Genomic DNA, 23,210 nt, shown 5'->3' on the forward strand with positions numbered 1-23,210 from the left:
TCGCGACCCGCTGACGGACGGGAGGCTCGGTGCCAGCCGGCACCGAGCCTCCCGTCCGTCGAGTGGTGACGACCTACATGTCGCGGTAGCGCTTCGCGGAGGCGAGCGCCTCGCGCAGCTCCGGCGCCGTCAGGCGCACGACGTACCCGGGGGTGTCGCGCTGGATGCGCCACCCCTCGGCGAGCGGACCGGCGTCGACGACGTCGAACCCGAAGGCGTCGATGAGGTCGGTGACGGTGCGCTTGGCGTCCTCGTCGTCGCCCGCGACCACGAGGGCGCGGCGGCCGGGCGTCCCGGCGGACTCGGCCTCGTCGGTGAGGGCGGGGGCGGCGATGTGGTTGAACGCCTTGACGACCTTCGCGCCGGGGAGGTGGTCCTGCAGCAGCTCGGCGGTGGTGGTCGTCTCGTCGTCGAGCGCCGCGATGTGCCCGTCGCGCTGCGGGTAGTAGTTGTTCGTGTCGATCACGACCTTGCCGACGAGGGGCTCGACGGGGATCGTGTCGATCGCGGCGAGCGGGGTCGTGACGACGACGATCTCGCCCGCGGCTGCTGCCTCGTCACGGGTGGCGGCGCGCGCGGACGGACCGAGTTCGTCCACGAGGTCCGAGAGGGTCTCCGGGCCGCGGGAGTTGGCGATCACCACCTCGTGGCCGTGCTGCACGGCGAGGCGTGCCAGCTGGGATCCGATGTTGCCTGCTCCGATGATGCCGATCGTGGTCATGGAGGACGCAACGCACGGGCCGGGACGGCATTCCCGGAGCATGATGGCGGCATGACCGAGGAGTTCCGCCACGAGGCCGACGAGAGCCGCTACGCGATGTACGTCGACGGCGAGCTCGTCAGCGTCCTCGACTACCGCGAGAACGGCGACGCGATCGCCTTCCCGCACACGTACACCGTGCCGAAGCACCGCGGGCACGGGTACGCCGCTGCCCTGGTGACGCACACGATCGACGAGGTCGAACGGACGTCGGACAAGCGCGTCGTCCCGATGTGCTGGTTCGTCGGGCAGTGGTTCGACGAGCACCCCGAACGAGCAGGGCTCCTCAGCCGCGGCGTCGCGGACTGAGCGGGCAGGACCGAGAGCAGGAGCCGACGATGACCGCGATCACCCCGTTCCTCTGGTACGACGACCAGGCACGGCAGGCAGCCGAGCTGTACGTCTCGCTGTTCCCCGACTCGCGGATCGACAGCGTCGCCGAGACCCCGGACGGCGATGCGCTCGTGGTCGAGTTCACGCTGCTCGGCCGGGGGTTCCGCGCCATGAACGGCGGCCCCGGTCACCCGCACAGCGACGCCGTGTCGTTCCAGGTCGACGTCGACACGCAGGAGGAGCTCGACCGGGTGTGGGACGCGCTGCTCGCCGACGGCGGACGGCCGTCGATGTGCGGCTGGCTCTTCGACCGCTGGGGTGTGGCGTGGCAGGTCACCCCGTCGATGATGGGCGAGCTCATGACCGGTTCGGGCGACCCCGCCGCGAACGCCCGCGTGTACGAGGCCATGATGCGGATGCAGAAGCTCGACATCGCGGCGCTCCAGGCCGCGGCAGCCGGCAGCTGACCCGGCGGGCCGTGCAGTCGGGGGCCGGCAGTCGGCCGGGTCTGGCATTCGGCGGGTCTGGCATTCGGCGGGTCTGGCAGTCCGGTCAGCGACCGATCGGTATCCTCTGACCGCAAGGTACCGGGACGAGCCGGTGCGAGACGGCCCTCGACAGGCAGGAGCCACCATGGACCACCCGAGGTCCGATGTCCGGAACGCCGACGTCGGACGCGCCTACACCGAGCTCTCCCGCATCACGAGGCGGGCCAGCATCCGGGCGCGCGGGTCGGACGAGGTGCTCAGCGTCGTGGACCAGTCGCTCGTGGACTTCGTCGTCGAGCACCCCGGCTGCATGGCCATCGACATCGCCCGCTACCTCCGACTCAACCGGTCGACGATCTCCCGGCAGCTCTCGGGGCTCCTCGCGGCGGGACTGGTGCGGACGACCGACGGTGGTACCGGCAACGCGAAGCCGCTGATCGCGACCGAGGCCGGCTGCGCGGCACTCGAGCGGTCCGTCCGGCTGCACCGCGACGCCCTCGAGGAACGCCTCGCCGACTGGTCCGACGACGACATCGCCCTGCTCGCCGGCCTGCTCGAACGCCTCGGCACCGCGGACGAGGCCGGTCTTCCGATGCCGGCCCGCGGCGCCGCGTCGTGACGACCTCGTTCGTCCTGCTGTCCGACACCCACCTGCCGAAGCGCGCGAAGGACCTCCCGGCCGCGCTCTGGGGCGACGTCGACGCCGCCGACCTCGTCGTGCACGCGGGGGACTGGGTGGACCTCGCGACGCTCGACGCCGTCGCCGGCCGGTCGCGTCGGTTCGTCGGGGTCCGCGGCAACAACGACGGCCCGGAGTTCGACGACCGGCTCCCGCTCGAGGCCCGCTTCACCGTCGAGGACCTCCGCTTCGCGGCCGTGCACGAGACGGGCGCCGCGACCGGACGGGAACGCCGCGCCGCCGCCGCCTTCCCGGACGTCGACGTGCTCGTCTTCGGCCACTCGCACATCCCCTGGGACTCGGTCGCCGACACCGGACTCCGCCTGCTCAACCCCGGTTCGCCGACGGACCGCCGTCGCCAACCGGACCACACGTGGATGCGTGGGACGGTCGACGGCAGCGACCTGACCGTCGAGCTCGTCCGGCTGCCCCCGCGCTGACGCACGCAGCGGTCGCACGGCGGCGACTGCCCCTCGGCGGTCACAGCGCCATCCGGAAGAACGCCTCCTCCCACACGGTCGACCGACGGTGGGCACGCGCCATGCGCCCTCGCTCCTCGGCGGTCGCCACGGCGGCCAGGCGTTCCACCTGCTCGGTGGCCTCGGCGCTCGCCGCGGCGAAGCCCGGGTCGCCGTACGCCGAGACCCAGTCCGCGTACGGGTGCCCCTCGGGCGCGACGCCCAGCCGCGTCCCGACCCAGGCGTACACCCGGAAGCAGGGCAGCACGGCGGCCGCGAGCACGGCCGTCGAGCCGCAGTCCGCCGCGGCCTGCAGGTGCGCCAGGTAGCCGGCGCACACGGGGTGCACCGGATCGTCGGCGTGCGCGTCCCCGAGGCGTCGGTGGTGCAGGTCCCGCGCCTCGGCGGCACACCCGTCGGCGGCGGTGCGCCAGAACGTCGCGGCCGCGCCGGACGACCGGTCGGCCAGGGTTCTGAGGTGGCGTTCGTACGTCCGGAGGTAGTGCACGTCCTGCGCGAGGTACGCGTCGAACACGGGGGGCGGCAGCGTCCCGTCGGCCAGACGACGGAGGAACTCCCCGGCCAGGGTCGCCTCGCGGACGTCGGCGACGTCCTCCCACCACGTCCGGGTCCACGGGACGGGCGGCAGCGCGGCCCGCGTCGCGGCACCGTGGTCGACGGGGCCGTTCCCGGCGCCGACGTCGAGCGCGTCGGCGTGCTCGAGCGCGGTCGTGAGCCACCGTTTGGCTGCCCCGACCGCGAGCTCCCAGTCACCGTGCCGTGCGGTGAGCGTGGCGATCGCGCTCGACAGGGAGCAGCCGGTGCCGTGGGTGTTCGCCGTTCGGATCCGCGGTCCGCGGAAGACTCGCGAGCTCCCGTCCGGGGACACCAGTACGTCGTCGGACGTCGGGCCGTCGTCGTGCCCGCCCTTCGCGAGCACGAGTACGTCCCAGGTCCGGGCCACCAGGGCTGCGTCGTCCGGCGCAGCGTCGCCGTCGGCGGTGGCCCCCGCGCCGGTCGTCCGCCGCGCCAGGTCGGCGAGCACCCCGAGCTCCGCCCGGTTCGGCGTGAGCAGGTCGGCGTGCGCGAAGAGGTCGGTGAGCGCGGCCTCGGCGTCGACGGACAGCAGTCGGTCGCCGCTCGTCGCCACCATCACCGGGTCCACCACGACGACCGGCGGTCGGTGCTCGGCGAGCCATGACGTGACCGTCGACACGACCTCGGCCGTCCCGAGCATCCCGACCTTGACCGCGTCGATCGTCACGTCGTCCGACACCGCGTCGAGCTGCTCGCGCAGGAACGTCGTCGCCGGGAGGTGGACGGCGCGCACGCCGGTGGTGTTCTGCGCGACGAGCGCGGTCACGACGCCCATGCCGTAGCCGTCGTGGGCGGCGATCGCCTTGAGGTCCGCCTGCAGTCCGGCGCCGCCCGTCGGGTCGGTCCCCGCGATCGACAGGACCCGTGGGACGCTCACCGGACACCGCCCTGGAGGCGCGGTGCACCCGGCCGGTCAGCTCCGGTCCGCCAGGCGGTCACGTACGCGGCAGCGGCCGCCCCGGGGTCGGCAGCCGCGCAGATGCCGGAGACGACGGCCACCCCCGCCGCTCCGGCGGCGCGGAGCGGCGCGACGTCGTCGAGGGTGACGCCGCCGATCGCGACGCACGGCAGCCCGGTGACGGCGGCGATCCGGGCGAACCCGTCGACGCCGAGCGGCGCGGGGTGGTCGGGCTTCGTCGTGGTGGGGTGGACGACGCCCACACCGAGCAGGTCGACCGTCCCGGCCGGCAGGGCAGCGACGGCCGCGAGGTGCTCCGGCGTGTTCGCGGTCAGGCCCACGTGGGCCGCCGGTCCGAGCAGGGCACGCGCGGCGGTCACCGGCACGTCGGACTGGCCGAGGTGCACGCCCGCGACGCGGTGTCCGGCGTGCCGCGCGGCGAGCACGACGTCGAGCCGGTCGTCCACCACCACCGTCGCCCGGTCGCCCACCGCATCGGCCACGGCGGCCGCCAATCCCGTGAGGCCTCGCGCCGAGGCATGCTTGTCCCGCACCTGCACGGTGCGGACCCCGGCGGCGACCGCGGCCCGGACCACACCGAGGACGCCGAGGCCGTGCCGTCCGGCCAGTTCCGTGTCCGTCACGAGGTACACGCCGAGGCCGTCTCCCGCCGTGCGAGCAGCCGCGGTCACCGCTCGCTCCGAGCCGGCACGGCAGGGGTGGAGTCCGCCGTGCCCGTGCCGTCCTCGGTGGACACGCGGGAGCGTTCCACGAGGTCCTCCGGTGTGAGGGACGCGAGCCGGTCGAGGAACAGCGGCTGGAACGTCCCCGGACCACCGGCGTCCCGGGCGGCCAGCTCGGCCGCCACCGTGTACGCCACGGTCGCGGCCACGGCGGCGTCGCCGGGGTCGGCGGTGACCGACGCGAACGCGGCGACCACCGCACCGAGCGCGCACCCGCCGCCGGTGATCCGGGTCAGCAGGTCCGTCCCGTTCGCGACCCGCACGACGGTCCCGTCCGGGGCGACCACCAGGTCGACCGGACCGGACACCGCCACGGCGCCCACGCGCCTCCCGGCCGACGCTCTCGCAGCGGCCCTCGCGTCGTCCGTGGTGGCCGTCGCGTCGGTCCCTCGGCCTCCGGCCGCGCCGTCGAGCAGGGCGAGCACCTCCGAGGCGTTGCCCCGCAGGACGGTCGGCCGCAGGGCCAGCAGCTCGTGCGCGAGCGCGGTCCGGACGGGGAGCGCCCCGACCGCCACGGGGTCGAGCACCCACGGCGTCCCGGCGTCGACGGCCGCGGTCGCCGCCTCGACGGCGGCGTCACGGGTCTCCTCGTGCGGTGTGCCGGTGTTCACGAGCAGCGCGTCGGCGACCCGGGCGAACGGACCGGCCTCGGTGCGTACGTCGACCATGGCGGGGGAGGCCCCGACCGCGAGGAGCACGTTCGCCGTCACGTTCTGCACCACGGTGTTCGTGACGCACTGGACGAGCGGGGCGCGGGCACGGACGGCCTCGAGCAGGTCGGCGCACCGGAGCACGAGGTCCGGCGCAGCGGTGGTGGGTACGGGCGCAGCAGTGCGCATGGACGATCCCTTCGCGAGTACGAGCTCGAGCAGGTTCGACGGGTGTGATCTCAGCCGCGGTCGCGGCACCCCGTGTCTCGATCGTCACCGTACACGACGCTCCGTGACCCACGGCGGTCACACGGACAGCCGTGTGTGGGAAGGTGGACCGGTGCCCGACGTCCCTGGTGTGAACCGCCTCCCCGGTGTGGACGGCACCACGCCGCCCGGGCCGCCGCCGGGCCCCCGCGACCCCGGTGATGCGTGGGCGATCGGCCCCGACGGCACCAAGGCGTGGGGACGCTTCGGCGCGGCGGGCCTCCTGGTCGACGACGGCTCCGGACGCGTGCTCCTCCAGCACCGCGTCGAGTGGAGCCACCACGGCGGCACCTGGGGCATCCCCGGCGGCGCCCGGCACCAGGGCGAGGACGCGGTCTCGGGCGCCCTCCGCGAGTCCGCCGAAGAGGCAGGTGTCCCCGAGGAGGGCATCGACCTCCGACACACCGCGGTCCTCGACCTCGGGTTCTGGACCTACACGACCGTCGTCGGACGCGCCTCCCGGCAGTTCGAACCGGTGATCGCCGACCGTGAGAGCCTCGCGTTGTCCTGGATCCCCGTCGGCGAGGTCGCGGACCTCCCGCTCCACCCCGGCTTCGGTGCCTCCTGGCCGGCGCTCCGCGCGTCCCTCGACACCTCGCCCCGGGTCGTGGTCGACGCCGCCAACGTCGTCGGCAGCCGACCCGACGGTTGGTGGAAGGACCGCGCCCGCGCCGCCGCCCGGCTGGTCGACGGCGTCAGGGCGCTCGCCGCGGACGGCGTCGCCTCGGCCGAGCTCGACCTCCCGTTCGCCCACTGGTGGCCGCGCTGGACGGTGGTGCTGGAGGGCGACGCCCGGGAGGCACGGCTCGCCCCCGACACGTCCCCCCGCCCCGTCGACGTGGTGCGGGCAGCGGCGTCGGGTGACGACGCGATCGTCGCCGCCACCCAGCAGGCACTCGCTGACAACGACGCGCCCGTGCTCGTCGTCACGGCGGACCGGGAGCTGCGCTCCCGGGTCGAGGCGCTCGGCGCCGGCGTGCGCGGCCCGGCATGGCTACGCGACGCGCTGCCGCGCTGACGTGCCGCACTGACCTGCCGCACTGACCCGTCCTGCTGTCCGGCCGCGCTTTCCGCGCCGCGCGACGTCCAACCGTGCGGACTCTCGACACGGGGCGCGCCGTCCGGAGGGCTCAGCACGGCCGCGGACGCGACTTGGGTCTGCGCGTTGGCCGATCCGGTTCGCGAACGTCGGGGATCGTGCACCGGATCGGCCACTCGCGGAACGGAACGTCCCGTCGCACCGCACCTGCCCGCACTCGGCGACCCACCGTCGGACGAGGGGCGGCGCGCTCAGGCCGGGATGTGCCTCCCGGACGACACCGCGATCGCGACCCACGAGACCACGCCGAGCGCGACGACCACGGCGAGGACGACCGGGACGGCCACGAACCCGGCGACCGCCGCGATCACGGCGGGCGCGAGGAAGCCGGCGTACGCCGCGGCGTAGAAGACGCCGGTCAGCCCGGCGAGGTCGCGCGTGCCGGCGATCCGCTGGACCTCGAGCAGTGACGACACGAGCGCGAGGCCGATGCCCACGCCGATGACGACGTTCGCGCCGAGACCGATCCACACGGACTGCAGGGCGATCGCGAGGGCGACGACCGCGATGCCGACCGTCATGAGTGCCACCGCCACGGCGAGGCCCCGCGCGGAGGTCACGGAGTGCACGCGCTTCGCGATCGGCTGCACCGCGCTGGAGACGCCGAGGGCGATCACGGTCGCTGCGGTGGCGAACACGAGCCCCCACGTGCCGGTCGCGTCGGCGAGCTGCGTCGGCAGGTAGCCGTAGCCGATCGCCGCCGAGCCGAAGATCCACGGCGCCGCGACGAGCACGACGCGCGTGAAGCGGCGGTGGCCGGCGCTCGGGATGCGCAGCTGGCGCCACCAGGGACCCGGGAGGCCTCCGACGGTGTTCGTCTCCGGGGTCCGCCAGACGATGATGGCGAACGGCAGGGCGACCGCGATGTGCACGAGGAACGGCAGGACCTCGGGGATCGGCCCCCACTGGGCGATGACCCCGGCGACGAGTGCTCCCGACGCGGATCCGAGGGTGAACGCGAGCGACGCCCGTCGGGCCCCCGAGCCGGAGTCGGCGCGGGGGTCGAAGCGGCCCTGCGAGAGCTCCTTCACCCAGCTGTTGCCGACCGCCATCGCGATGCCGACCGTGGCGCCGGAGAAGAGCCTCCCGGCGGCGAGGAACGCGGGACTGAACGGCCCGAGCGCCAGGAGCCCGCTCCCGACGACGGCGGTGCCGATGCCCACGAGCAGGAGCGGGCGGCGGCCGTGCCGGTCGGACAGCGACCCGGCGACGAGCAGCGCCGGCGCGAGTCCGAGGACGTAGACCCCGAGGAACACGTTCACGAGCACGGACGAGTAGTGCTGCCGCTCTTCGTACATGAGCAGCAGCGGCGAGAACTGGTTGCCTCCCCACGAGCACACGAACACGGCACCCCAGGCGGCCACCCACGGCAGGACGCGGCTGCGCGTCCGCGGCAGCGCGACCGAGCCGGTGGTGGGCACGCTGCCGGTGGTGGCGTCGGCCGCGCTCACAGGGCGCCCCGGTGCGACGCGACGTGGGCGCGCAGGACCTCGGCGTACCGGGCGGCGTCACCGGCCTCGATCGCGGCGGCGAGGGCGTGGTGGTCGTCGAGCGACGCCTGCAGCTGTTCGGGCCGGAGCCGCATGAGGTGGTGGCGGAGTCGTTGCTGGCGGTCCCGCAGGGTCTGCGCGAACATCACCGCGATCCCGTTCCGCGAGGCGCCGATGACCGCGCCGTGGAACTCGGCGTCCACCTCGACGAACCGGTCGACGTCCCCCGCGGCGACCGCCTCCTGCTGCTCCGTCAACATCGACCGGAGGACGGGGACGAGCTCCGCCGCCCGGCCGTCGGTGACCACCCGGGTCGCCGCGGTGGACTCGATCGCCTCCCGCATCTCGAGCACGTCGGCTGCCTCGTTCGGGGACATCGGGCGGACGACGGCTCCCTTCCGGGACTCCAGGGTGATGAGGCCCTCGGCCGCGAGCCGCAGGAACGCCTCGTGGACCGGTGTCCGGGACACGCCGATCTCCTGGCAGAGCGCGTTCTCGCTGATCGCGGTCCCGCCGGGCAGGTCGCCGCGGATGACGGCGCGCTTCACGTGGTCGTAGGCGCGGTCCGACGCTGCTGCGGTGCTGATCGAGGCTTCCACGACGAACGATCCTACGCTTTGCATGCAACGCTGCATGCATTTCCTCGACGTGACGTTCCCGTGACGTCGTGCGTCGGATCACTCCAGCGGGCAGGCGGCACGGATACGCTGGCGGCCAACGTCAACGTCGACGCTCAACAGGAGGTACCCCTGATGGAACGCATCACCAGGGCTGACGACCGGGTCCACCGCCCGGCGGGTCCGTGGACGCCCACTGTCCACCGGCTGCTCGAACACGTGCACGGTCACGGCTTCGTCGGGGTGCCGGAACCGATCTCGCTCGGGGACGCCCTCGAGACCGTGTCGTTCGTCCCGGGCACCGCCGGTGACTACCCGTGGAACCAGGACATCGCGAGCGAGGCCGCGCTCGTGACCACGGCACGCATGCTCCGCCACTACCACGACGCCGCGGCCGACTTCCCCCGCAGTGACGCCGACGTGTGGTCCCAGGCGGAGCGCGCCCCGGTCGAGACGATCGTCCACGGCGACTTCGCGCCGTACAACTGCGTCTACGACGGCATCGCAGCCGTCGGCATCATCGACTTCGACACCGCACACCCGGGGCCCCGGGTCTGGGACGTCGCGAGTGCCGTGTACCGCTTCGCGCCGTTCACGACCGGCGTCGTCGAGGGCGGCACCGCGTCGCTCGACCTCCGGCTCGGGCGCGCCGCCGAGTTCTGCCGGGCCTACGAGCTCGACGCCCGTTCGCGATCGGTCCTCGTCGACACCATGGTGTCCTCGCTCGTGGCGCTCGTCACGACCATCGAGACCGAGGCAGCGGCAGGCGACCCGAAGTTCGTCAGCGACCTCGCGCACGGACACGTCGAGCTCTACCGCGCCGACGTGGCGTTCATCGAGCAGCACGCGGACGCCATCGCGGCGGCCGTGGCCTGACGCCCGGTGTCCCGGTCGCCCGTGTCCGTGCAGCCGACCCCTGCGCGGCTCCGGGCCGAGCGTCTGGCCGCGCAGGGCATCGGCGCCCCGGGCACCGCGCCGACCGCGGCGGTCGCACGCATGACGGCCGTGCAGGGCCAGGACCTCGGGCAGGTGCTCTGGGCGATCGGTGTCCGCACGCCCGGGTCCACGCGCGACGACGTCCGGGCCGCCTTCGACCGCGGCGAACTCGTCCGGGGCTGGCCGATGCGGGGCACCCTGCACGCCCTCCGACCAGACGACCTCCGGCTGATCGCCTCGCTCACCGCCGACCGCACCGTGCGCTCGATCGCCCGTCGCGCTGCCGAGCTCGGGATCGACGAGGCGCTCGTCACCACGGCCCGCGACGCCACGGTCGAGGCGCTGGGCGGTGGTCGCTCGCTCGTCCGCGACGACCTCTTCGACCGCTGGCGCGCCGTCGGCATCGACCCTGCCGGTGGACGCGGCTACCACCTCCTGCTCCGCCTGTCGCTCGACGGACTGGTCGTCTGGGGGCCGACCGCCCGGGTCGGCCAGGGCATCGTGCTCCTCGACGAGTGGGCTCCCGCCGTCGAACCCGTGCCGGACCGTGACGAGGCGCTCCGCCGGCTCCTCACGGGCTGGCTGCGGGGCAGGGGTCCGGCCACCGAGGCCGACGCCGCCGCGTGGACGAAGCTCCCGCTCGGGGACGTCCGCCGTGGCATCGCCGCCGCCGGCGACGCCGTGGAGCACCTCGGCGGAGGGCTGCTCGCGCTCGCCGACCGTCCGCCGACGGGCGGCACCCCGACCGGACACCTGCTCCCCGGCTTCGACGAGTACCTGCTCGGTTACGCCGACCGCTCCGCGCAGCTGCCCGTCGAGCACCAGGACCGCGTCGTGCCGGGCGGCAACGGCATCTTCCTGCCGATGGCCGTCGTCCGGGGCGTCGTCGTGGGGACGTGGACCCGAGCGGAACGCGCGTCCGGGGTGCGGGTGACGGTCACGCCCTTCGCCCCGCTCGCCCCGTCGGCCGTCCGCGCACTCGGTGCCGCCGCTGACCGGCACGCCCGCTGGCTCGGCGCCCCGGTGACGTTCTCGGTCGCCTGACCGTCCGCTCGACCCTGCGCACGCGCGGACACGCGCCTGCGCGGACCAACGTCGCCCAGCCAGCACCCAGCGCGTGTGCGGCTGACCCCGACGCTCCCTCGGGTAATGTCGCAGGGCCATGACCGACAGCCCGGCCGACGCCACCCCGTACGAGGTCCTCGGCGTCCCCGCGACCGCCGACGACGACGAGCTCCGCCGCGCCTACCGGAAGGCCGCCCGCGAGTCGCACCCCGACCTCGGCGGCGACCCGCAGTCCTTCCGACGCGTCCAGCTCGCCTGGGAGCGCATCGGCACCCCCGCCGCCCGCCGCGCCTACGACGCGGGCGCCCGCCCCGGCTCGGCCCCGACGTACGAGGCCGGGTCAGCAGGGTCCGGCTCCTCGGCCTGGAGGCACGGATCACCCCGCGACGCCTACGCACCCCCGTCGGCTCGTCGCGACTCACGCCCCCGTGCCCGCTCCCACGGACACCCCGGCGGGCGGTCCCGCGAGGTCTTCCTGCAGGCCGAACGCGAGTGGGTCGGTCTGGGCGACCCCATCGAGGACCCCTACGACCCCGCGCTCATCCGCTCCGCGCCCCGACACATCCGCCGGCTCCTCGGCGAGGCGCTCGCCGAGGAGGCCACGGCGTCGATCGTCGCGGACATGGGCATCGGCGTCACCGTCTGGCACGACCTCGACGCCGGACCCGAGGGCAAGCTCGACCACGCCGTGCTCACGAGTTCGGGGCTGTGGGCGCTCGAGTCCATCGACTGGGGCGGACCCGTGCAGGTCGAGGGCGGCGAGATCGTCGGCGAGACCCTCGCGCCGGGGGAGCGACCCGTCAAGGAACTCGTCCGCGCCGCCCGCGCCGTGCAGAAGCAGACCCGCGTCCGCTTCACCGGCCGGATCCTCGTCGTGCCGGACTCCGCCGTCGACGAGGACGTCCAGCTCGTCGGCTCGCAGCGGAAGCCCACCGCGTTCGTCGTGAAGCGCAGCGCCCTGGCGTACGTGCTGTCCGGCGCACTCTCGCCCGTCGGGTCGGTCGACGTGTTCGACGTCCGCGACCGCCTGCAGCAGACGGTCCGCTTCGTCTGATGCCCGAGCCGGTCGTGGTCGAGGTCGGGGGCTGGGAGCACCTCTGCTGCGGTGGGGCCGTCGAGATCGGGGACGAGGTCGAGTACCCGGTCGTGCAGGCCGACGGCGCGCGGCGGTTCGCGGAGGTCCGACACGGCACCGTCCGGACGCAGACGATCCGCGGGCGGGTCGTCGATCTGTACGCCGTCGGCCGCTCCGGTCGCGTCGCCGTCGAGCGGATCCCGGACGGTCGGTCGCTGCGGGGGTTCGACGAGGATGACGACGGTCACCTCGAAGCACGGTGGACCGGGCAGCCCGTCGAGGTCGAGTGGGACGGGGACCCCGAGTTCGAGGTCGTCGTCGATCCCTCCGGCAGACGTCCTCGTCGCTGACCGCGCCCCGGCACGGGCCTCGTCGTAGCATCACGACATGCGCGAGGAGGTCGAGGTCGAGGTCGGCGGCTGGGAGCACGACTGCTGCGGCCCCGCCTACGAGCGCGACGCCCGGGCGGACTTCACCGCGTACGGCGAGGGGGCGGAGTACTCGGAGTCGCGGCACCACGAGGACGACACCGACATCGTCGAGCTCCGCGGCCGGGTCACCGACCTGTTCGTCGTCGCCGAGGACGGCACTCGGGTCCCCGTGCACCGCATCCCCTCGGGGAGCGCGCTCTGTGGGTCCGACGACCAGGACGACGGCCACCTCGAAGCGCCCTGGACCGGGGAACCGGTCGACGTCGACTCCGGTTGGTTCGTCGTCGTCGTGGACCGGTACGTCCCCGGCAGCAGCAGCAGCCGTCAGTAGCCGCGGAGCTTCTCGAGGTCGCGGCGCTCCCGCTTGCTCGGACGCCCCGCACCCCGGTCGCGCTGCGGCACGAACCCGGCTTCCTCGCGGGGGAGTCGCGGCGGGGTCTTGTCCTCGAAGTGCTTCGCGGCCTCGGGGGCGCTCGTCCGCTTCAGGATGATCCCGCGCACCACGACGATGCGGTCGAAGCCGTTCTGCCGCACCCGGACCTCGTCGCCGGGGCCGATCGGCTGCGCCGGCTTCGCGCGCTCCCCGTTCACCCGGACGTGGCCGGCCTTGCACGCGGCCGTCGCGGCGGAGCGGGTCTTCGTGATGCGGACCGCCCAGATCCAGCTGTCGACCCGCGCCTTCTCCATCCCGACACCCTACGACGCCCCGCCCGCCCTACCCTGGACAGCATGACCACCGACCCGGCCGCCGTCGCACGGGCCCTCGCGCTGGGCGTGCTGCACGACGCGGAACTCGGCGACCGGCTCGTCGTCCGTGCACACCACGGCGACGGCGCGCGGGACGCCCTCGGCGAGCTGCGCGCCCGGACGGACGCCACGGTGACGATCGACACCCGCCGGGGGCCCGTCGAGGTGGCGCTCGCCGACGTCGTCGCCGCGAAGCCCGTGCCGCCCCCGGCCGTCCGCCGCCGCTGAGCCCGACCGCCCGGCGCGCCGCACCCGACCTCCCGGGTGCGCCCCCGTAGCCTCGGAGCATGGCAGTCCCCGTCCCGCTCGGCACCGAGGACCGCACCGCACGCCTCACGCTCCGCCGGCCGGACGCCTGGCGTCGCGAGGACGCCCCGCAGGCCGACCTCCGGCTCACCGGCGACGACGTGGTGCTCACCGTCCGCTCCCGTCCGAGCGACCGAACGATCGCCGAGGAGCACACGAGCCTCCTCGAGCGCCTGCCGGGGTCGGTCGAGGGCCTGCTGCTCGTCGGCGTCGACGTCTGGACCGCCGCGGGCGCCCCCGCACGCCTCGTCGAGTACGTCCGGCCCGACGAGGACGGCGCCGTCGCCGGAGCCCACCTCGTGTTCGTCACCGGGCGGCACCGCGTCGACCTCACCGTCGAACGGCCGCTGGCCCGCATGCTCGCGACCGACGACCTCGTGTTCGCCGTGCTCGACACCGTCCGCGCGACCGAGCCCACCGCGGCACGCCCGCACTGCGACCTCGAGCCCCTGCCCGCTGCACCCGCCGCTCCCGCCCTCGACGGTCCACGACTCGGCGCCGAGGCCGTGTCGACCCTCCGCAGCCTCGCCGGGCGCCGGTGGAACCCCGGCCTCCTCCGCAGCCCCGCCGGCCGCGAGCTCATCGACGCCGGCCTCGTCGGACGCCTCGGCACCCTGCCCGAGGCCACGCAGTCCCTGATCGGCCCCTGGGCCGAGGACACCCAGCCGACCACCCTCGAGCAGCGGCTGCCCGACGGGAGCGAGTCGCGCCTCCAGGCCTGGGACGGCACCGTCGTCGACGGGACGGACGACCAGGTGGTCGCCGCCGTCCCGCCCGAGCGCGTGGTCGCGGTCATGGCCGGGAGGCTCGGCATCCGCCCGGTGTGGACCTTCCCGTTCCGCACGGGGTCGGTCCGGGCAGACCTGGTGGCGCGCCGCCTCGACGGCGGCGACTCCGCGCCGGACCTGCCCGCGGACGTCGCCGAGGGCGACCCACGGCTCGCCCGGTTCTGGGCCGCGCCGTGGACGGTCTCGCACCTGCGACGGCCCGGGGCGCAGCACCCCGTCACGATCGTGCACGCCGAGGGGCAGGGGTTCGCCCGGGTCGGACGCACCGAGGCCGGGGCGACCGCGTTCTCAGCGGACGCCCCGGCCAACGTGTTCCGGTCGGTGGTGCGGGCGGTGCTCGGCGCGTAGGCGGACGACACCGTCACTCGCGCCGACGTGTTCCGGTCGGTGGTGCGAGCAGTGCTCGGCGCGTAGGCGGACGACACCGTCACTCGCGCCGACGTGTTCCGGTCGGTGGTGCGAGCAGTGCTCCGCGGCTCCTAGGCGGCCGGGCCCGCGGTCAGCGTGATCGTCACCGTGTGGGACGTCCCGGCGCTGTCCGTGTAGGTGACCGTCACACGGTCGCCGACGCTGTGCGCCTGGATCGCCGCCGTCAGCGCGTCCGAGGTCGAGACCGCGGTGCCGTCGAGCGCCGTGATCACGTCACCGGCACCGAGGCCGGCCTTCGCCGCACCCGAGCCCTCGACCGTGCCGGCGACGGCGACGCCACCGGTCGTGGCGGTCCCGCTCACCTCGACTCCGAGGAACGCGGGCAGGCCGATCGTGATCGTCGACGAGGACTCACCCGCGAGGATCTTGTCCGCGATCGACTTCGCGGTCGAGATCGGGATCGCGAAGCCCGTGACGTCCGCCGACCCCGAGGACGCCGCGGTCGTCATGCCGACGACCTCGCCCTCGCTGTCGAGGACCGGGCCGCCCGAGTCGCCCGAGACGATGTCCGCCGCGACCTGGATCATGCCCGTGAGGGACTCGGTGCCGGAGCCGGAGTCGCTCTGCACCTGGATGTCCTGGTCGGTCGCGGTGACGGAGCCCTCGGCGGCGACGAGGTTCCCCGTGCCCTCGGCGTTCCCCACGTCGGTGACGGAGTCGCCGGTCTTCGCGCCGCCGTCGTCGTCGAGCGTCACGGTCGACAACCCGGAGGCGTCCTCGAGCTTCAGGACCGCGACGTCGTGGGTGGCGTCCGTGCCGACGACGTCCGCCTTGTACTGCTTGCCGGTCGTCTCATCGGTCACGACGATGCTCGTGGCGCCCTGCACGACGTGGTTGTTCGTCAGCACCGTGCCGTTCGACGTGAGGATCATCCCGGTGCCGGCGGCCTGCGAGGACTCGTCGTAGTTGAGGACGGTGTTGATCGTGACGACGCCCTTCTTCTGGGCCGCGGTCGCGGCGGTGGCGGCGGACTGCGTGCTCGTCCCGGAGCTGCCGTCGCTCGTGCCGGTGCCGTCGCCCGTGCCGAGTCCGTTGCCCGGCACCGTGAAGCCGTTCGTGCCGCTGCCGTCGCTGCTCCCGCTGCCGCTGCCGGTCCCGGGGAGTGTCGTCGTGCCCTGCGACTGGCTCGACGTCGTCGACGTGTGCTGGGAGGAGAGTCCGAGCGCCGTCCCGCCCGCGGCCCCGAGGATCGCGAGCGCCGCGATGCCCGAGCCGATCATGAGCCCGAGGCGGCGCGGGCGCTTCGTCGGCGCGGACGCCCACCCACCGTGGTTCGCGGCGGCGGCCCCGGTCGCCCAGCCCTGCGGGTTCGACCAGCCCTGGCCGTTCGACCAGTGCTGCCCGTCGAGGGCGGGGCTCCCGACGAGGTACGGGCCGCGGCCGTCGTGCGTGTAGGCGTACGGGCCGGAGCCGTCGGGTGCGTACAGGTACGGACCGCTGCCGTCGAAGGCGTAGGCCGGGCGGAGGGTCGACCGGTCGGCGTGCGGAGCCTCCCAGCCGCCCTGCGCGCGGGCGGCGGCTCCGTCGGTCGTCGCGCCGTTCGTCCCGCCAGGGGTGGCGTCGGGGTTCGGGGTCTCGTTCATCGGTGCTCTCCGGTCGTCCCTCGACGGCCCGGTCGGGCGTCGATGGATGCCAGTACAGGCCCGTTCCCCAAGGAGACCCTATGAACGAGCACTGCGCACGCTCACGGCTCGCTCGGGGAAGGCCGAACGTCGGGCCGATCCGCTCGGGGCGCGCACGTTAGGGTTGCCTCACCCCCATGGCAGCTCCCGTCCTCGCTCCTGCGCCCAGCTCCGTCGGCCGGCTCGTCCGCGCCACCGTGCTGGCGGTCGTGGTCCTCGGCGTCGCGGTCGCGCTGTCCGTGGCGTTCGGCTCGCGGCCGATCCCGCTCGGGACCGTCCTCGACACGGTCCTGCACCCCGGACGCCGGGACGAGATCGGCCTGATCGTGCTCGGCAACCGCGTGCCCCGCACCGTCGTCGGGCTCCTCGCCGGAGCCGCACTCGGGGTCGCCGGTGCCGTGATGCAGGGCGTGACACGGAACCCCCTCGCCGACCCGAGCGTGCTCGGCATCAACGCCGGGGCCTCCCTCGCGGTGGTGACCGGCATCGCGGTGTTCGGCATCAGCGGCACGGGCGCGTACCTGCCCTTCGCGTTCGTCGGGGCCGGACTCGCGGCGCTGCTCGTCTACGGGATCGCCGCGGTCGCCCGGCGCGGGCTCTCCCCGGTCGGGCTCGCGCTCTCCGGGGCCGTGGTCGCCGCGGCGCTGTCCTCGGTGACGACCGCCGTCCTCGTGACGAACCAGTCCCTGCTCGACCAGCTCCGGTTCTGGCAGGTCGGCGCGCTCGCGGGCAAGGACCTCGGCACCGCCGGGGTCATCGTCGTCCCGGTGCTGGTCGGCCTCGTCGTCGCGATCGGCCTCGGTCGGTCGCTCAACACCCTCGCGCTCGGCGACGAGCTCGCCGCGTCCCTCGGCCAGCGGGTGGTGCTCGTCCGGGTCGTCGGCGGTGTCGTGACCGTGCTGCTGGCCGGGTCCGCCGTGGCAGCCGCCGGGCCGATCGCCTTCGTCGGACTCGCCGTCCCGCACGCCGTCCGTCGCCTCACCGGCCCCGACAACCGGTGGACGATCCTGCTCTCCGCGCTCGTCGCACCGGCCCTCCTGCTCGCGGCCGACGTCATCGGCCGCGTCGTCGCGTACCCGGGGGAGCTGCAGGTCGGCATCGTCACGGCGCTCATCGGGGCGCCGGTGTTCATCGCGCTCGTCCGGTCCCGGGCGGTGCGGGGACTGTGACGGCTGTGGAACCCCGGAGCCGTCCCCGGGTCGTCGGAGCACGCCGCGAGCTGCTCGTGCTCGGCGTGCTGCTCGTGGTGCTCGTCGCGCTCGTGCTCACCGGCCTCGGCGTCGGCGAGATCCCGCTGTCACCCGCGCAGGTGGCCGCCGCCGCGTTCGGGCACGGGGACGCGATCGCGGACTTCGTGATCGGGCAGCTCCGCGGGCCGCGGGTGTTCGGCGCGGTGTTCGTCGGCGCGGCCCTCGGTGTCGCCGGCGCGATCGTGCAGAGCGTGGTGCGGAACCCGATCGCGAGCCCGGACGTCATCGGCATCACCTCGGGAGCGAGCGCCGCCGGCATCACCGCGATCGTGCTGTTCGGGGCGTCCGGGATCGCGCTCTTCGGTACCGTGCTCGTCGGGGCCGTCGTGGTCTCGCTCGTGATCGCCGCGCTGTCCTGGCAGCGGGGGATCACCGGCAACCGGGTGGTCCTGGTGGGCATCGGCGTCGCGGCGATCTGCCTGGCCGTGACCGGCTGGATGCTCACGAGCGGCACCGTGACCCAGGCGGGCACCGCGCTGCTGTGGCTCTCCGGCAGCCTGAACGCCGTCGACCGGGACCTCGTCGGCGTCCTCGGCATCGCCTTCGTCGTGCTCATGGCGCTCGCCCTCGTGCAGTCGCCCCGGTTGACGGTGCTCGCCCTCGGGGACGACGTCGCGTCGGCGCTCGGTCTCCGTCCCGACCGCGCGAAGGTGCTGCTGCTCCTCACCGCGGTGGCGCTCACGGCCGGCGCCGTGGCCACCGCCGGCCCCGTGTCGTTCGTCGCGCTCATGTCGGCGCCGATCGCGCGGCGGGTCGTCGGCGGCGGACGGGTCGCGCTCGCCCCCGCCGCCGCCGTCGGCGCGGTGGTGACGCTCGCGAGCGACCTCGTGGCCCAGTTCGCGATCCCGGGCACCGCGCTGCCCGTCGGCGTCGTCACCGGGGTCGTCGGTGCGCCGTACCTCCTCTGGCTGCTCGCCCGCGGCCGCTGACGCACCCGGCCGCCGGAACACTCGGCCGCCGACGCGCGCGATCCCGGGGTCGCAACTCCCGGGCGCGCGCCACCCGGGGGTCACGGAACGTCGCTCCCGAGCACTCCGAGCGACCGTTCGTGACCCTCCGCCGGGCGTCGACGGGGCGTCGTGACCACCTGCGCGCGGATCGGGGCGGGCCTGGCGGAGCCGAGCCGTGCCTCCAGGCCGACCGTCGGGGGACCGCGCGCGCAACGTGAGCGGCGCGTCGTCCGGAGCCCCGTCGGGCCCGGAGCGACACGCCGCGGACCGGCCATCCCGCAACATCGTGCGGGTTCCCGCACGAGGAGGCCAGAACCCCCCTTCCGGGTGTCTGCACCGTTCGTTCTGTCCCCATAGGTTCGCAGTCGACCGTCGGGGGCAACCCGACAGCGTTCCGACCCGATGGCGCGCTGACCTCCGCGGAAGAAGGACCGTCATGCCCGAACAGCTCGACGGCGCCCCCGTGCGCCGGAGGCAGTGGGGTTCCGAGCGTCGTACCCGCCCGCTCGACACCATCCACGCCCGTCCCTCCGACCGGAAGCTCGTCTCCGGTCGCGTCGCCATCATCCTGACCATCGCGTTCTGGCTCGCCTACGTCGTCTACACGGTGATCCGCCAGTTCCTCGACTACGGCACCGAGAGCTTCCGCTTCACCACCGAGGCGATCTCGTACCTGGTGGTCGTCACCTTCCTGACCTTCTCCGCCCTCATGCACCTCATCGCCCGCCAGGGTGCGATGGAGCGGTTCGCCGCGCACGTCCGCGTCCCGCGCGCCGAGCTCGACCGCCACTTCGCCGAGGGGCACGAGGCGCCGATGACGGTCCTCGTGCCGAGCTACGCCGAGGAACCCGACGTCGTCGCCACCACGCTCTGGTCGGCCGCGCTGCAGGAGTACCCGGCTCTCCGCGTCGTCCTGCTCGTCGACGACGCCCCCTTCCCGACCGACCCCGAGGTGGCCGACAAGCTCGAGCGCACCCGTGCGGTCGCCGGGCGGATCCAGTCGCAGCTCGCCGCACCCTCCCGGCGCTTCCAGGAGGCCCTGCTCGTCGCGGAGATCGACGCCGACACCGCGCCGTACGCCTCGGTCGACGCGCTCCGGACGCTCGTCGAGCACCACCGCTGGGCGGACGCCTGGCTCCGGCGGCACGCCCGTGAGCACGAGGTCGTCGACCACGTGGACCACTTCTTCCACGACCAGGTGCTCGTCGCGCTGGCCGACGAGTTCCGCCTGACGTCGGAGGCGCTCGAGGCAGCGATCGTGGACGCGGTCACCGGCGGCGCTCCCGCCGGCCGCGCGGACGGTGCCGCCGTGGGCGGCGACGCCTTCACCGAGGTCACCAGCGCCCGTGCCCTCGAGCTCACCCGCCGCCTGGCGTGGACCTTCACCGCCGAGATCACGACCTTCGAGCGGAAGCGGTTCGTGAACCTCTCCGACGAGGCGAACAAGGCCATGAACCTCAACTCGTACATCGGGCTGCTCGGCGGCTCGTACGCGTTCGAGGAGACCGCGAGCGGGACGATCCTCCGCACGGTCGCCTCGCCGGAGGACGCCGACCTCGTCGTCCCCGCGTCCGACTACGTCCTGACGCTCGACGCCGACTCCGTGCTGCTCCGCGACTACTGCCTGCGGCTCGTGTACTTCCTCGAGCAGCCGGAGAACGCGCGCGTCGCCGTGACGCAGACCCCGTACTCGTCCTTCCGGGGTGCGGCGACGCGCATCGAGCGGCTCGCCGGTGCGACCACCGACATCCAGCACATCCTCCACCAGGGCATGTCGCGCCACAACGCGACCTTCTGGGTCGGCGCGAACGCGGTCATCCGCACCCGCGCGCTCCGCGACATCGAGGAGGTCGAGACCGTCGGCGGCTTCGAGGTCAAGCGGTACGTGCAGGACCGCACGGTCATCGAGGACACCGAGTCGAGCGTCGACCTCGGCATGCACGGCTGGACCCTGGTGAACTACCCGGAGCGCCTCTCGTACAGCGCGACCCCGCCGGACTTCGGCTCGCTCATCGTGCAGCGACGCCGGTGGGCGAACGGTGGCCTCCTGATCCTGCCGAAGTACCTCCGCCAGGTCCGCGAGCGTCGGCAGCGCGGGGAGCGGGTCGGCCTCGTCGAGATGTCCCTCCGCGTCAACTACATGGCGTCGATCGCGTGGGGTTCGCTCGGCCTCATCTTCCTGCTGGCCTACCCGTACGACTCGCGGCTCCTCAGCCCGATGGTGCTCCTCGCCGCCCTGCCGTACTTCTGGCTCTTCGCGTCCGACCTGAAGTACTGCGGCTACAAGCGGACCGACATCCTCCGGATCTACGGGTTCAACCTGATCCTCATGCCGGTCAACGTCGCCGGGGTGCTCAAGAGCATCCAGCAGGCGCTGACGGCGAAGAAGATCCCGTTCGCCCGCACGCCGAAGGTCCGCGACCGCACGGCGTCCCCCGCGCTGTACGTCCTCGCGCCGTACGCCATGGTCGTCTTCTCGGTGTTCACGTTCCTGCGGGACTACCAGGCGCAGAACTGGGGCAACGCGGTGTTCGCGGCGTTCAACGCCCTCCTCGCGTTCTACGCGATCGTCGCGTACATCGGCATCTGGAACTCGGTCGTCGACGTCTGGCTGTGGGCCACCCGGTGGATGTACTACGACCCGTCCGCCCGGGCCGCACGTCGCGCCGCCCGTCGGCAGGCGAAGCAGGACCGGAAGGCGGCCCGCAAGGGTCTGCTGCCCGAGGCCGAGCCGGTCGCCGAGGACTGGCGTGCCGTCCTGTACTTCGGGCACGGCGGTGCGGAGCTGCCGACCCGCCACGGTGCCGGGACGGTCGGCGCCCCGGCGACCCGCAGTACCCCGATGGTCGTGACCGCACCCGCCGGGCCCACTGCGTCCGACGCGCCGACCGGGCACGCCGCGACGGCCGCCCCCGCCGCCCCCGCCTCCACCGACGAACGGACCGCTGCCTGATGTCCTCCACCAGACGACTCTCCCCGCTGCGGGTCGGCCTCGCGGTCGTCCTGACCGCTGCCGTAGCGGCCGCGGGCTACCTCGGCTTCGACCGCTGGCAGTCGGCGCAGGCCGCGGACTCCCAGAAGAGCTGGTTCGCCGCGTACACCGACGTCACCGCCACCCCGACGTTCGCCTTCGAGGACGTCAAGTCCGCCAAGGGCCGCGACGTGATGCTCTCGTTCGTGGTCGCCGACCACGACGCGGCCTGCACCCCGACCTGGGGTTCGGCGTACTCGCTGCAGGGCGCGTCCGACTCCCTCGACCTCGACCGCCGCATCGCCCGGCTCCAGCAGCAGAAGGGCGAGGTCGGCGTCTCGTTCGGCGGCCTCGCGAACGACGAGCTCGCGACGACCTGCACGGACACGTCCGACCTGGTCGGCGCCTACGAGACCGTCGTGCAGCGGTACGACGTCAGCACGGTCGACTTCGACGTCGAGGGTGACGACCTCACGAACCACGCCGCGGGGGAGCGCCGGGCTGCCGCCGTGAAGAAGCTGCAGGACGCGCGTCGTGCTGCGGGGCACCCCCTCGCCGTGTGGCTCACCCTTCCGGCAGCGCCCGGGGGCCTGACGAGCGACGGGACCACCGCGGTCGCGCAGTTCCTCAAGGCCGGGGTCGACCTCGCCGGCGTCAACGCGATGACGATGGACTACGGCCAGGCCAAGGGCTCGAGCCAGAGCATGTACTCCGCCTCGGTCCAGACCCTGCAGGAGGTCCACCGGCAGCTCGGCATCCTCTACACGAGGTCGGGCACCCCGCTCACCGACGCGACGCTCTGGCACAAGGTCGGCGCGACCCCGATGATCGGGCAGAACGACATCCAGGACGAGGTGTTCTCGCTCACCGACGCGAGGAAGCTCAACGCCTGGGCGCGGGAGCGCGGGCTCGGCCGCATGTCCATGTGGTCCCTCAACCGCGACACCACGTGCGGCTCGAACTACGTGAACCTGTCGACCGTGTCCGACTCCTGCTCGGGCGTCGACCAGGACGGCGTGCTGTTCGCCGACGTCCTCGGGAAGGGCTTCACGGGCGGCATCGTCGCGGCGGCCTCGGACGTCACGAAGGCCGAGCCGAGCGCGACCGTCCAGCCGACCGACGACCCGAAGACGAGCCCGTACCCGGTGTGGAGCGCGGACGCGTCCTACCTCGAGGGCACGAAGATCGTCTGGCACCACAACGTCTACGAGGCGAAGTGGTGGACCTCGGGCGACCTCCCGGACGACCCGGTGCTCAGCGCCTACGAGACGCCGTGGCAGCTCATCGGGCCGGTGCTTCCGGGTGAGAAGCCGGTCAAGCAGGTCACCCTGCCGGCGGGCACCTACCCGTCGTGGTCCGGTACGAAGCAGTACGACACCGGGGCGCGGGTCCTGTTCGACGGTGTGCCGTACCAGGCGAAGTGGTGGAACACCGGCGACAGCCCGGAGGCGTCGACGAGCGATCCCGACGGCTCGCCCTGGGTGAAGCTCAAGGACGCCGAGATCAAGGAGCTCCTGTCGGAGCTCCAGCAGTGACGGACCGGCGGTGCGTGTCCGCAGGC

The 23,210-nt window shown here is 73.9% G+C and carries 24 protein-coding genes and 1 riboswitch; of the genes, 16 read left to right on the plus strand and 8 right to left on the minus strand.

Translation table 11 applies throughout. The annotated features are described in order from the left end of the window. Positions 1-73 precede the first annotated feature (73 nt). On the minus strand, positions 74-721 hold the full coding sequence (locus ACRQ4C_RS07020) for an NADPH-dependent F420 reductase (RefSeq protein ID WP_439690626.1): 648 nt from the start codon (positions 719-721) through the stop codon (positions 74-76). 51 nt (positions 722-772) lie between these two features. On the opposite strand from ACRQ4C_RS07020, the gene ACRQ4C_RS07025 reads away from it, so the two are divergent. The 4 genes from ACRQ4C_RS07025 to ACRQ4C_RS07040 all read left to right on the plus strand — a co-directional run bounded on the left by ACRQ4C_RS07025 (position 773) and on the right by ACRQ4C_RS07040 (position 2,700). Next, a complete protein-coding gene (locus tag ACRQ4C_RS07025) occupies positions 773-1,069 on the plus strand; it encodes a GNAT family N-acetyltransferase (protein WP_290132148.1) in 297 nt (98 codons plus the stop codon). A 29-nt stretch (positions 1,070-1,098) separates the two neighbouring features. Next, entirely contained in the window at positions 1,099-1,560 is a 462-nt protein-coding gene (locus ACRQ4C_RS07030) for a VOC family protein (protein WP_439690627.1), read from the plus strand. Between the two features lie 166 nt (positions 1,561-1,726). Continuing rightward, positions 1,727-2,200 carry a MarR family winged helix-turn-helix transcriptional regulator gene (locus ACRQ4C_RS07035; protein ID WP_290132146.1) on the plus strand — a complete coding sequence of 158 codons (474 nt, stop codon included), beginning with the start codon at positions 1,727-1,729 and terminating at the stop codon, positions 2,198-2,200. Next, positions 2,197-2,700 (plus strand): metallophosphoesterase family protein, encoded by a 504-nt coding sequence (locus tag ACRQ4C_RS07040; protein ID WP_439690628.1) that lies wholly within the window; start codon positions 2,197-2,199, stop codon positions 2,698-2,700. Before ACRQ4C_RS07035 ends, ACRQ4C_RS07040 begins: the two co-directional genes overlap by 4 nt. Before the next feature lie 40 nt (positions 2,701-2,740). Here the strand turns inward: ACRQ4C_RS07040 and thiD are convergent, their stop codons facing one another. The 3 genes from thiD to thiM all read right to left on the minus strand — a co-directional run bounded on the left by thiD (position 2,741) and on the right by thiM (position 5,795). Beyond that, on the minus strand, positions 2,741-4,192 hold the full coding sequence (thiD, locus tag ACRQ4C_RS07045) for a bifunctional hydroxymethylpyrimidine kinase/phosphomethylpyrimidine kinase (RefSeq protein WP_439690629.1): 1,452 nt from the start codon (positions 4,190-4,192) through the stop codon (positions 2,741-2,743). Next, positions 4,189-4,905: a thiamine phosphate synthase gene (gene thiE / locus ACRQ4C_RS07050; protein ID WP_439690630.1), complete on the minus strand. Its 717-nt coding sequence runs from the start codon at positions 4,903-4,905 to the stop codon at positions 4,189-4,191. The genes thiD and thiE overlap by 4 nt, the downstream gene beginning before the upstream one ends. Next, the gene (gene thiM, locus ACRQ4C_RS07055; RefSeq protein ID WP_439690631.1) at positions 4,902-5,795 is read right to left on the minus strand and encodes a hydroxyethylthiazole kinase; all 894 of its coding nucleotides are present in this window, start codon (positions 5,793-5,795) and stop codon (positions 4,902-4,904) included. Before thiM ends, thiE begins: the two co-directional genes overlap by 4 nt. Further along, positions 5,784-5,878, minus strand: a riboswitch (TPP riboswitch). It overlaps the preceding gene by 12 nt. Before the next feature lie 68 nt (positions 5,879-5,946). On the opposite strand from thiM, the gene ACRQ4C_RS07060 reads away from it, so the two are divergent. Next, complete coding sequence (locus ACRQ4C_RS07060) at positions 5,947-6,891, plus strand: NUDIX domain-containing protein (protein ID WP_439690632.1); 945 nt, start codon at positions 5,947-5,949, stop codon at positions 6,889-6,891. Positions 6,892-7,163: 272 nt separating this feature from the next. On the opposite strand, the gene ACRQ4C_RS07065 is transcribed toward ACRQ4C_RS07060, so the two are convergent. Together ACRQ4C_RS07065 and ACRQ4C_RS07070 are read right to left on the minus strand one after the other, a co-directional pair. Beyond that, positions 7,164-8,423 (minus strand): MFS transporter, encoded by a 1,260-nt coding sequence (locus ACRQ4C_RS07065; RefSeq protein ID WP_439690633.1) that lies wholly within the window; start codon positions 8,421-8,423, stop codon positions 7,164-7,166. Then, a complete protein-coding gene (locus ACRQ4C_RS07070; protein WP_439690634.1) occupies positions 8,420-9,061 on the minus strand; it encodes a GntR family transcriptional regulator in 642 nt (213 codons plus the stop codon). Before ACRQ4C_RS07070 ends, ACRQ4C_RS07065 begins: the two co-directional genes overlap by 4 nt. A 153-nt stretch (positions 9,062-9,214) precedes the next feature. Between ACRQ4C_RS07070 and ACRQ4C_RS07075 the strand changes: the two genes are divergently transcribed. The 5 genes from ACRQ4C_RS07075 (at position 9,215) to ACRQ4C_RS07095 (ending at position 12,917) form a co-directional block, all read left to right on the plus strand. Further along, complete coding sequence (locus ACRQ4C_RS07075; protein ID WP_400415427.1) at positions 9,215-9,955, plus strand: phosphotransferase enzyme family protein; 741 nt, start codon at positions 9,215-9,217, stop codon at positions 9,953-9,955. Between the two features lie 21 nt (positions 9,956-9,976). Continuing rightward, on the plus strand, positions 9,977-11,059 hold the full coding sequence (locus ACRQ4C_RS07080; RefSeq protein ID WP_439690635.1) for a winged helix DNA-binding domain-containing protein: 1,083 nt from the start codon (positions 9,977-9,979) through the stop codon (positions 11,057-11,059). Positions 11,060-11,177: 118 nt separating this feature from the next. Then, a complete protein-coding gene (locus ACRQ4C_RS07085) occupies positions 11,178-12,134 on the plus strand; it encodes a J domain-containing protein (RefSeq protein ID WP_439690636.1) in 957 nt (318 codons plus the stop codon). Continuing rightward, positions 12,134-12,505 (plus strand): hypothetical protein, encoded by a 372-nt coding sequence (locus ACRQ4C_RS07090; protein ID WP_439690637.1) that lies wholly within the window; start codon positions 12,134-12,136, stop codon positions 12,503-12,505. The genes ACRQ4C_RS07085 and ACRQ4C_RS07090 overlap by 1 nt, the downstream gene beginning before the upstream one ends. A gap of 37 nt (positions 12,506-12,542) precedes the next feature. Next, on the plus strand, positions 12,543-12,917 hold the full coding sequence (locus ACRQ4C_RS07095) for a hypothetical protein (protein ID WP_439690638.1): 375 nt from the start codon (positions 12,543-12,545) through the stop codon (positions 12,915-12,917). Here the strand turns inward: ACRQ4C_RS07095 and ACRQ4C_RS07100 are convergent. Then, positions 12,911-13,273: an RNA-binding S4 domain-containing protein gene (locus ACRQ4C_RS07100; RefSeq protein ID WP_290132134.1), complete on the minus strand. Its 363-nt coding sequence runs from the start codon at positions 13,271-13,273 to the stop codon at positions 12,911-12,913. The two genes, ACRQ4C_RS07095 and ACRQ4C_RS07100, sit on opposite strands and share 7 nt — an antisense overlap. A gap of 42 nt (positions 13,274-13,315) precedes the next feature. On the opposite strand from ACRQ4C_RS07100, the gene ACRQ4C_RS07105 reads away from it, so the two are divergent. After that, positions 13,316-13,561: a hypothetical protein gene (locus ACRQ4C_RS07105; RefSeq protein ID WP_439690639.1), complete on the plus strand. Its 246-nt coding sequence runs from the start codon at positions 13,316-13,318 to the stop codon at positions 13,559-13,561. A 59-nt stretch (positions 13,562-13,620) separates the two neighbouring features. After that, on the plus strand, positions 13,621-14,775 hold the full coding sequence (locus tag ACRQ4C_RS07110; RefSeq protein WP_439690640.1) for a hypothetical protein: 1,155 nt from the start codon (positions 13,621-13,623) through the stop codon (positions 14,773-14,775). A gap of 131 nt (positions 14,776-14,906) precedes the next feature. On the opposite strand, the gene ACRQ4C_RS07115 is transcribed toward ACRQ4C_RS07110, so the two are convergent. Then, positions 14,907-16,439, minus strand: a complete 1,533-nt coding sequence (locus ACRQ4C_RS07115) for a S1C family serine protease (protein WP_439690641.1) — start codon at positions 16,437-16,439, stop codon at positions 14,907-14,909. A 176-nt stretch (positions 16,440-16,615) separates the two neighbouring features. Here ACRQ4C_RS07115 and ACRQ4C_RS07120 point away from each other — a divergent pair, with 176 nt between their 5' ends. The 4 genes from ACRQ4C_RS07120 (at position 16,616) to ACRQ4C_RS07135 (ending at position 23,184) form a co-directional block, all read left to right on the plus strand. Beyond that, positions 16,616-17,647 carry a FecCD family ABC transporter permease gene (locus tag ACRQ4C_RS07120; RefSeq protein WP_290132130.1) on the plus strand — a complete coding sequence of 344 codons (1,032 nt, stop codon included), beginning with the start codon at positions 16,616-16,618 and terminating at the stop codon, positions 17,645-17,647. A gap of 5 nt (positions 17,648-17,652) precedes the next feature. Then, the gene (locus ACRQ4C_RS07125; protein ID WP_439690642.1) at positions 17,653-18,657 is read left to right on the plus strand and encodes a FecCD family ABC transporter permease; all 1,005 of its coding nucleotides are present in this window, start codon (positions 17,653-17,655) and stop codon (positions 18,655-18,657) included. 457 nt (positions 18,658-19,114) lie between these two features. Further along, positions 19,115-21,631, plus strand: a complete 2,517-nt coding sequence (locus ACRQ4C_RS07130) for a glycosyltransferase family 2 protein (RefSeq protein WP_439690643.1) — start codon at positions 19,115-19,117, stop codon at positions 21,629-21,631. Continuing rightward, entirely contained in the window at positions 21,631-23,184 is a 1,554-nt protein-coding gene (locus tag ACRQ4C_RS07135) for a chitinase (protein WP_439690644.1), read from the plus strand. Before ACRQ4C_RS07130 ends, ACRQ4C_RS07135 begins: the two co-directional genes overlap by 1 nt. Positions 23,185-23,210: the final 26 nt, after the last annotated feature.

This window comes from Curtobacterium sp. SP.BCp (assembly GCF_051903255.1).
Classification (GTDB): Bacteria; Actinomycetota; Actinomycetes; order Actinomycetales; family Microbacteriaceae; genus Curtobacterium.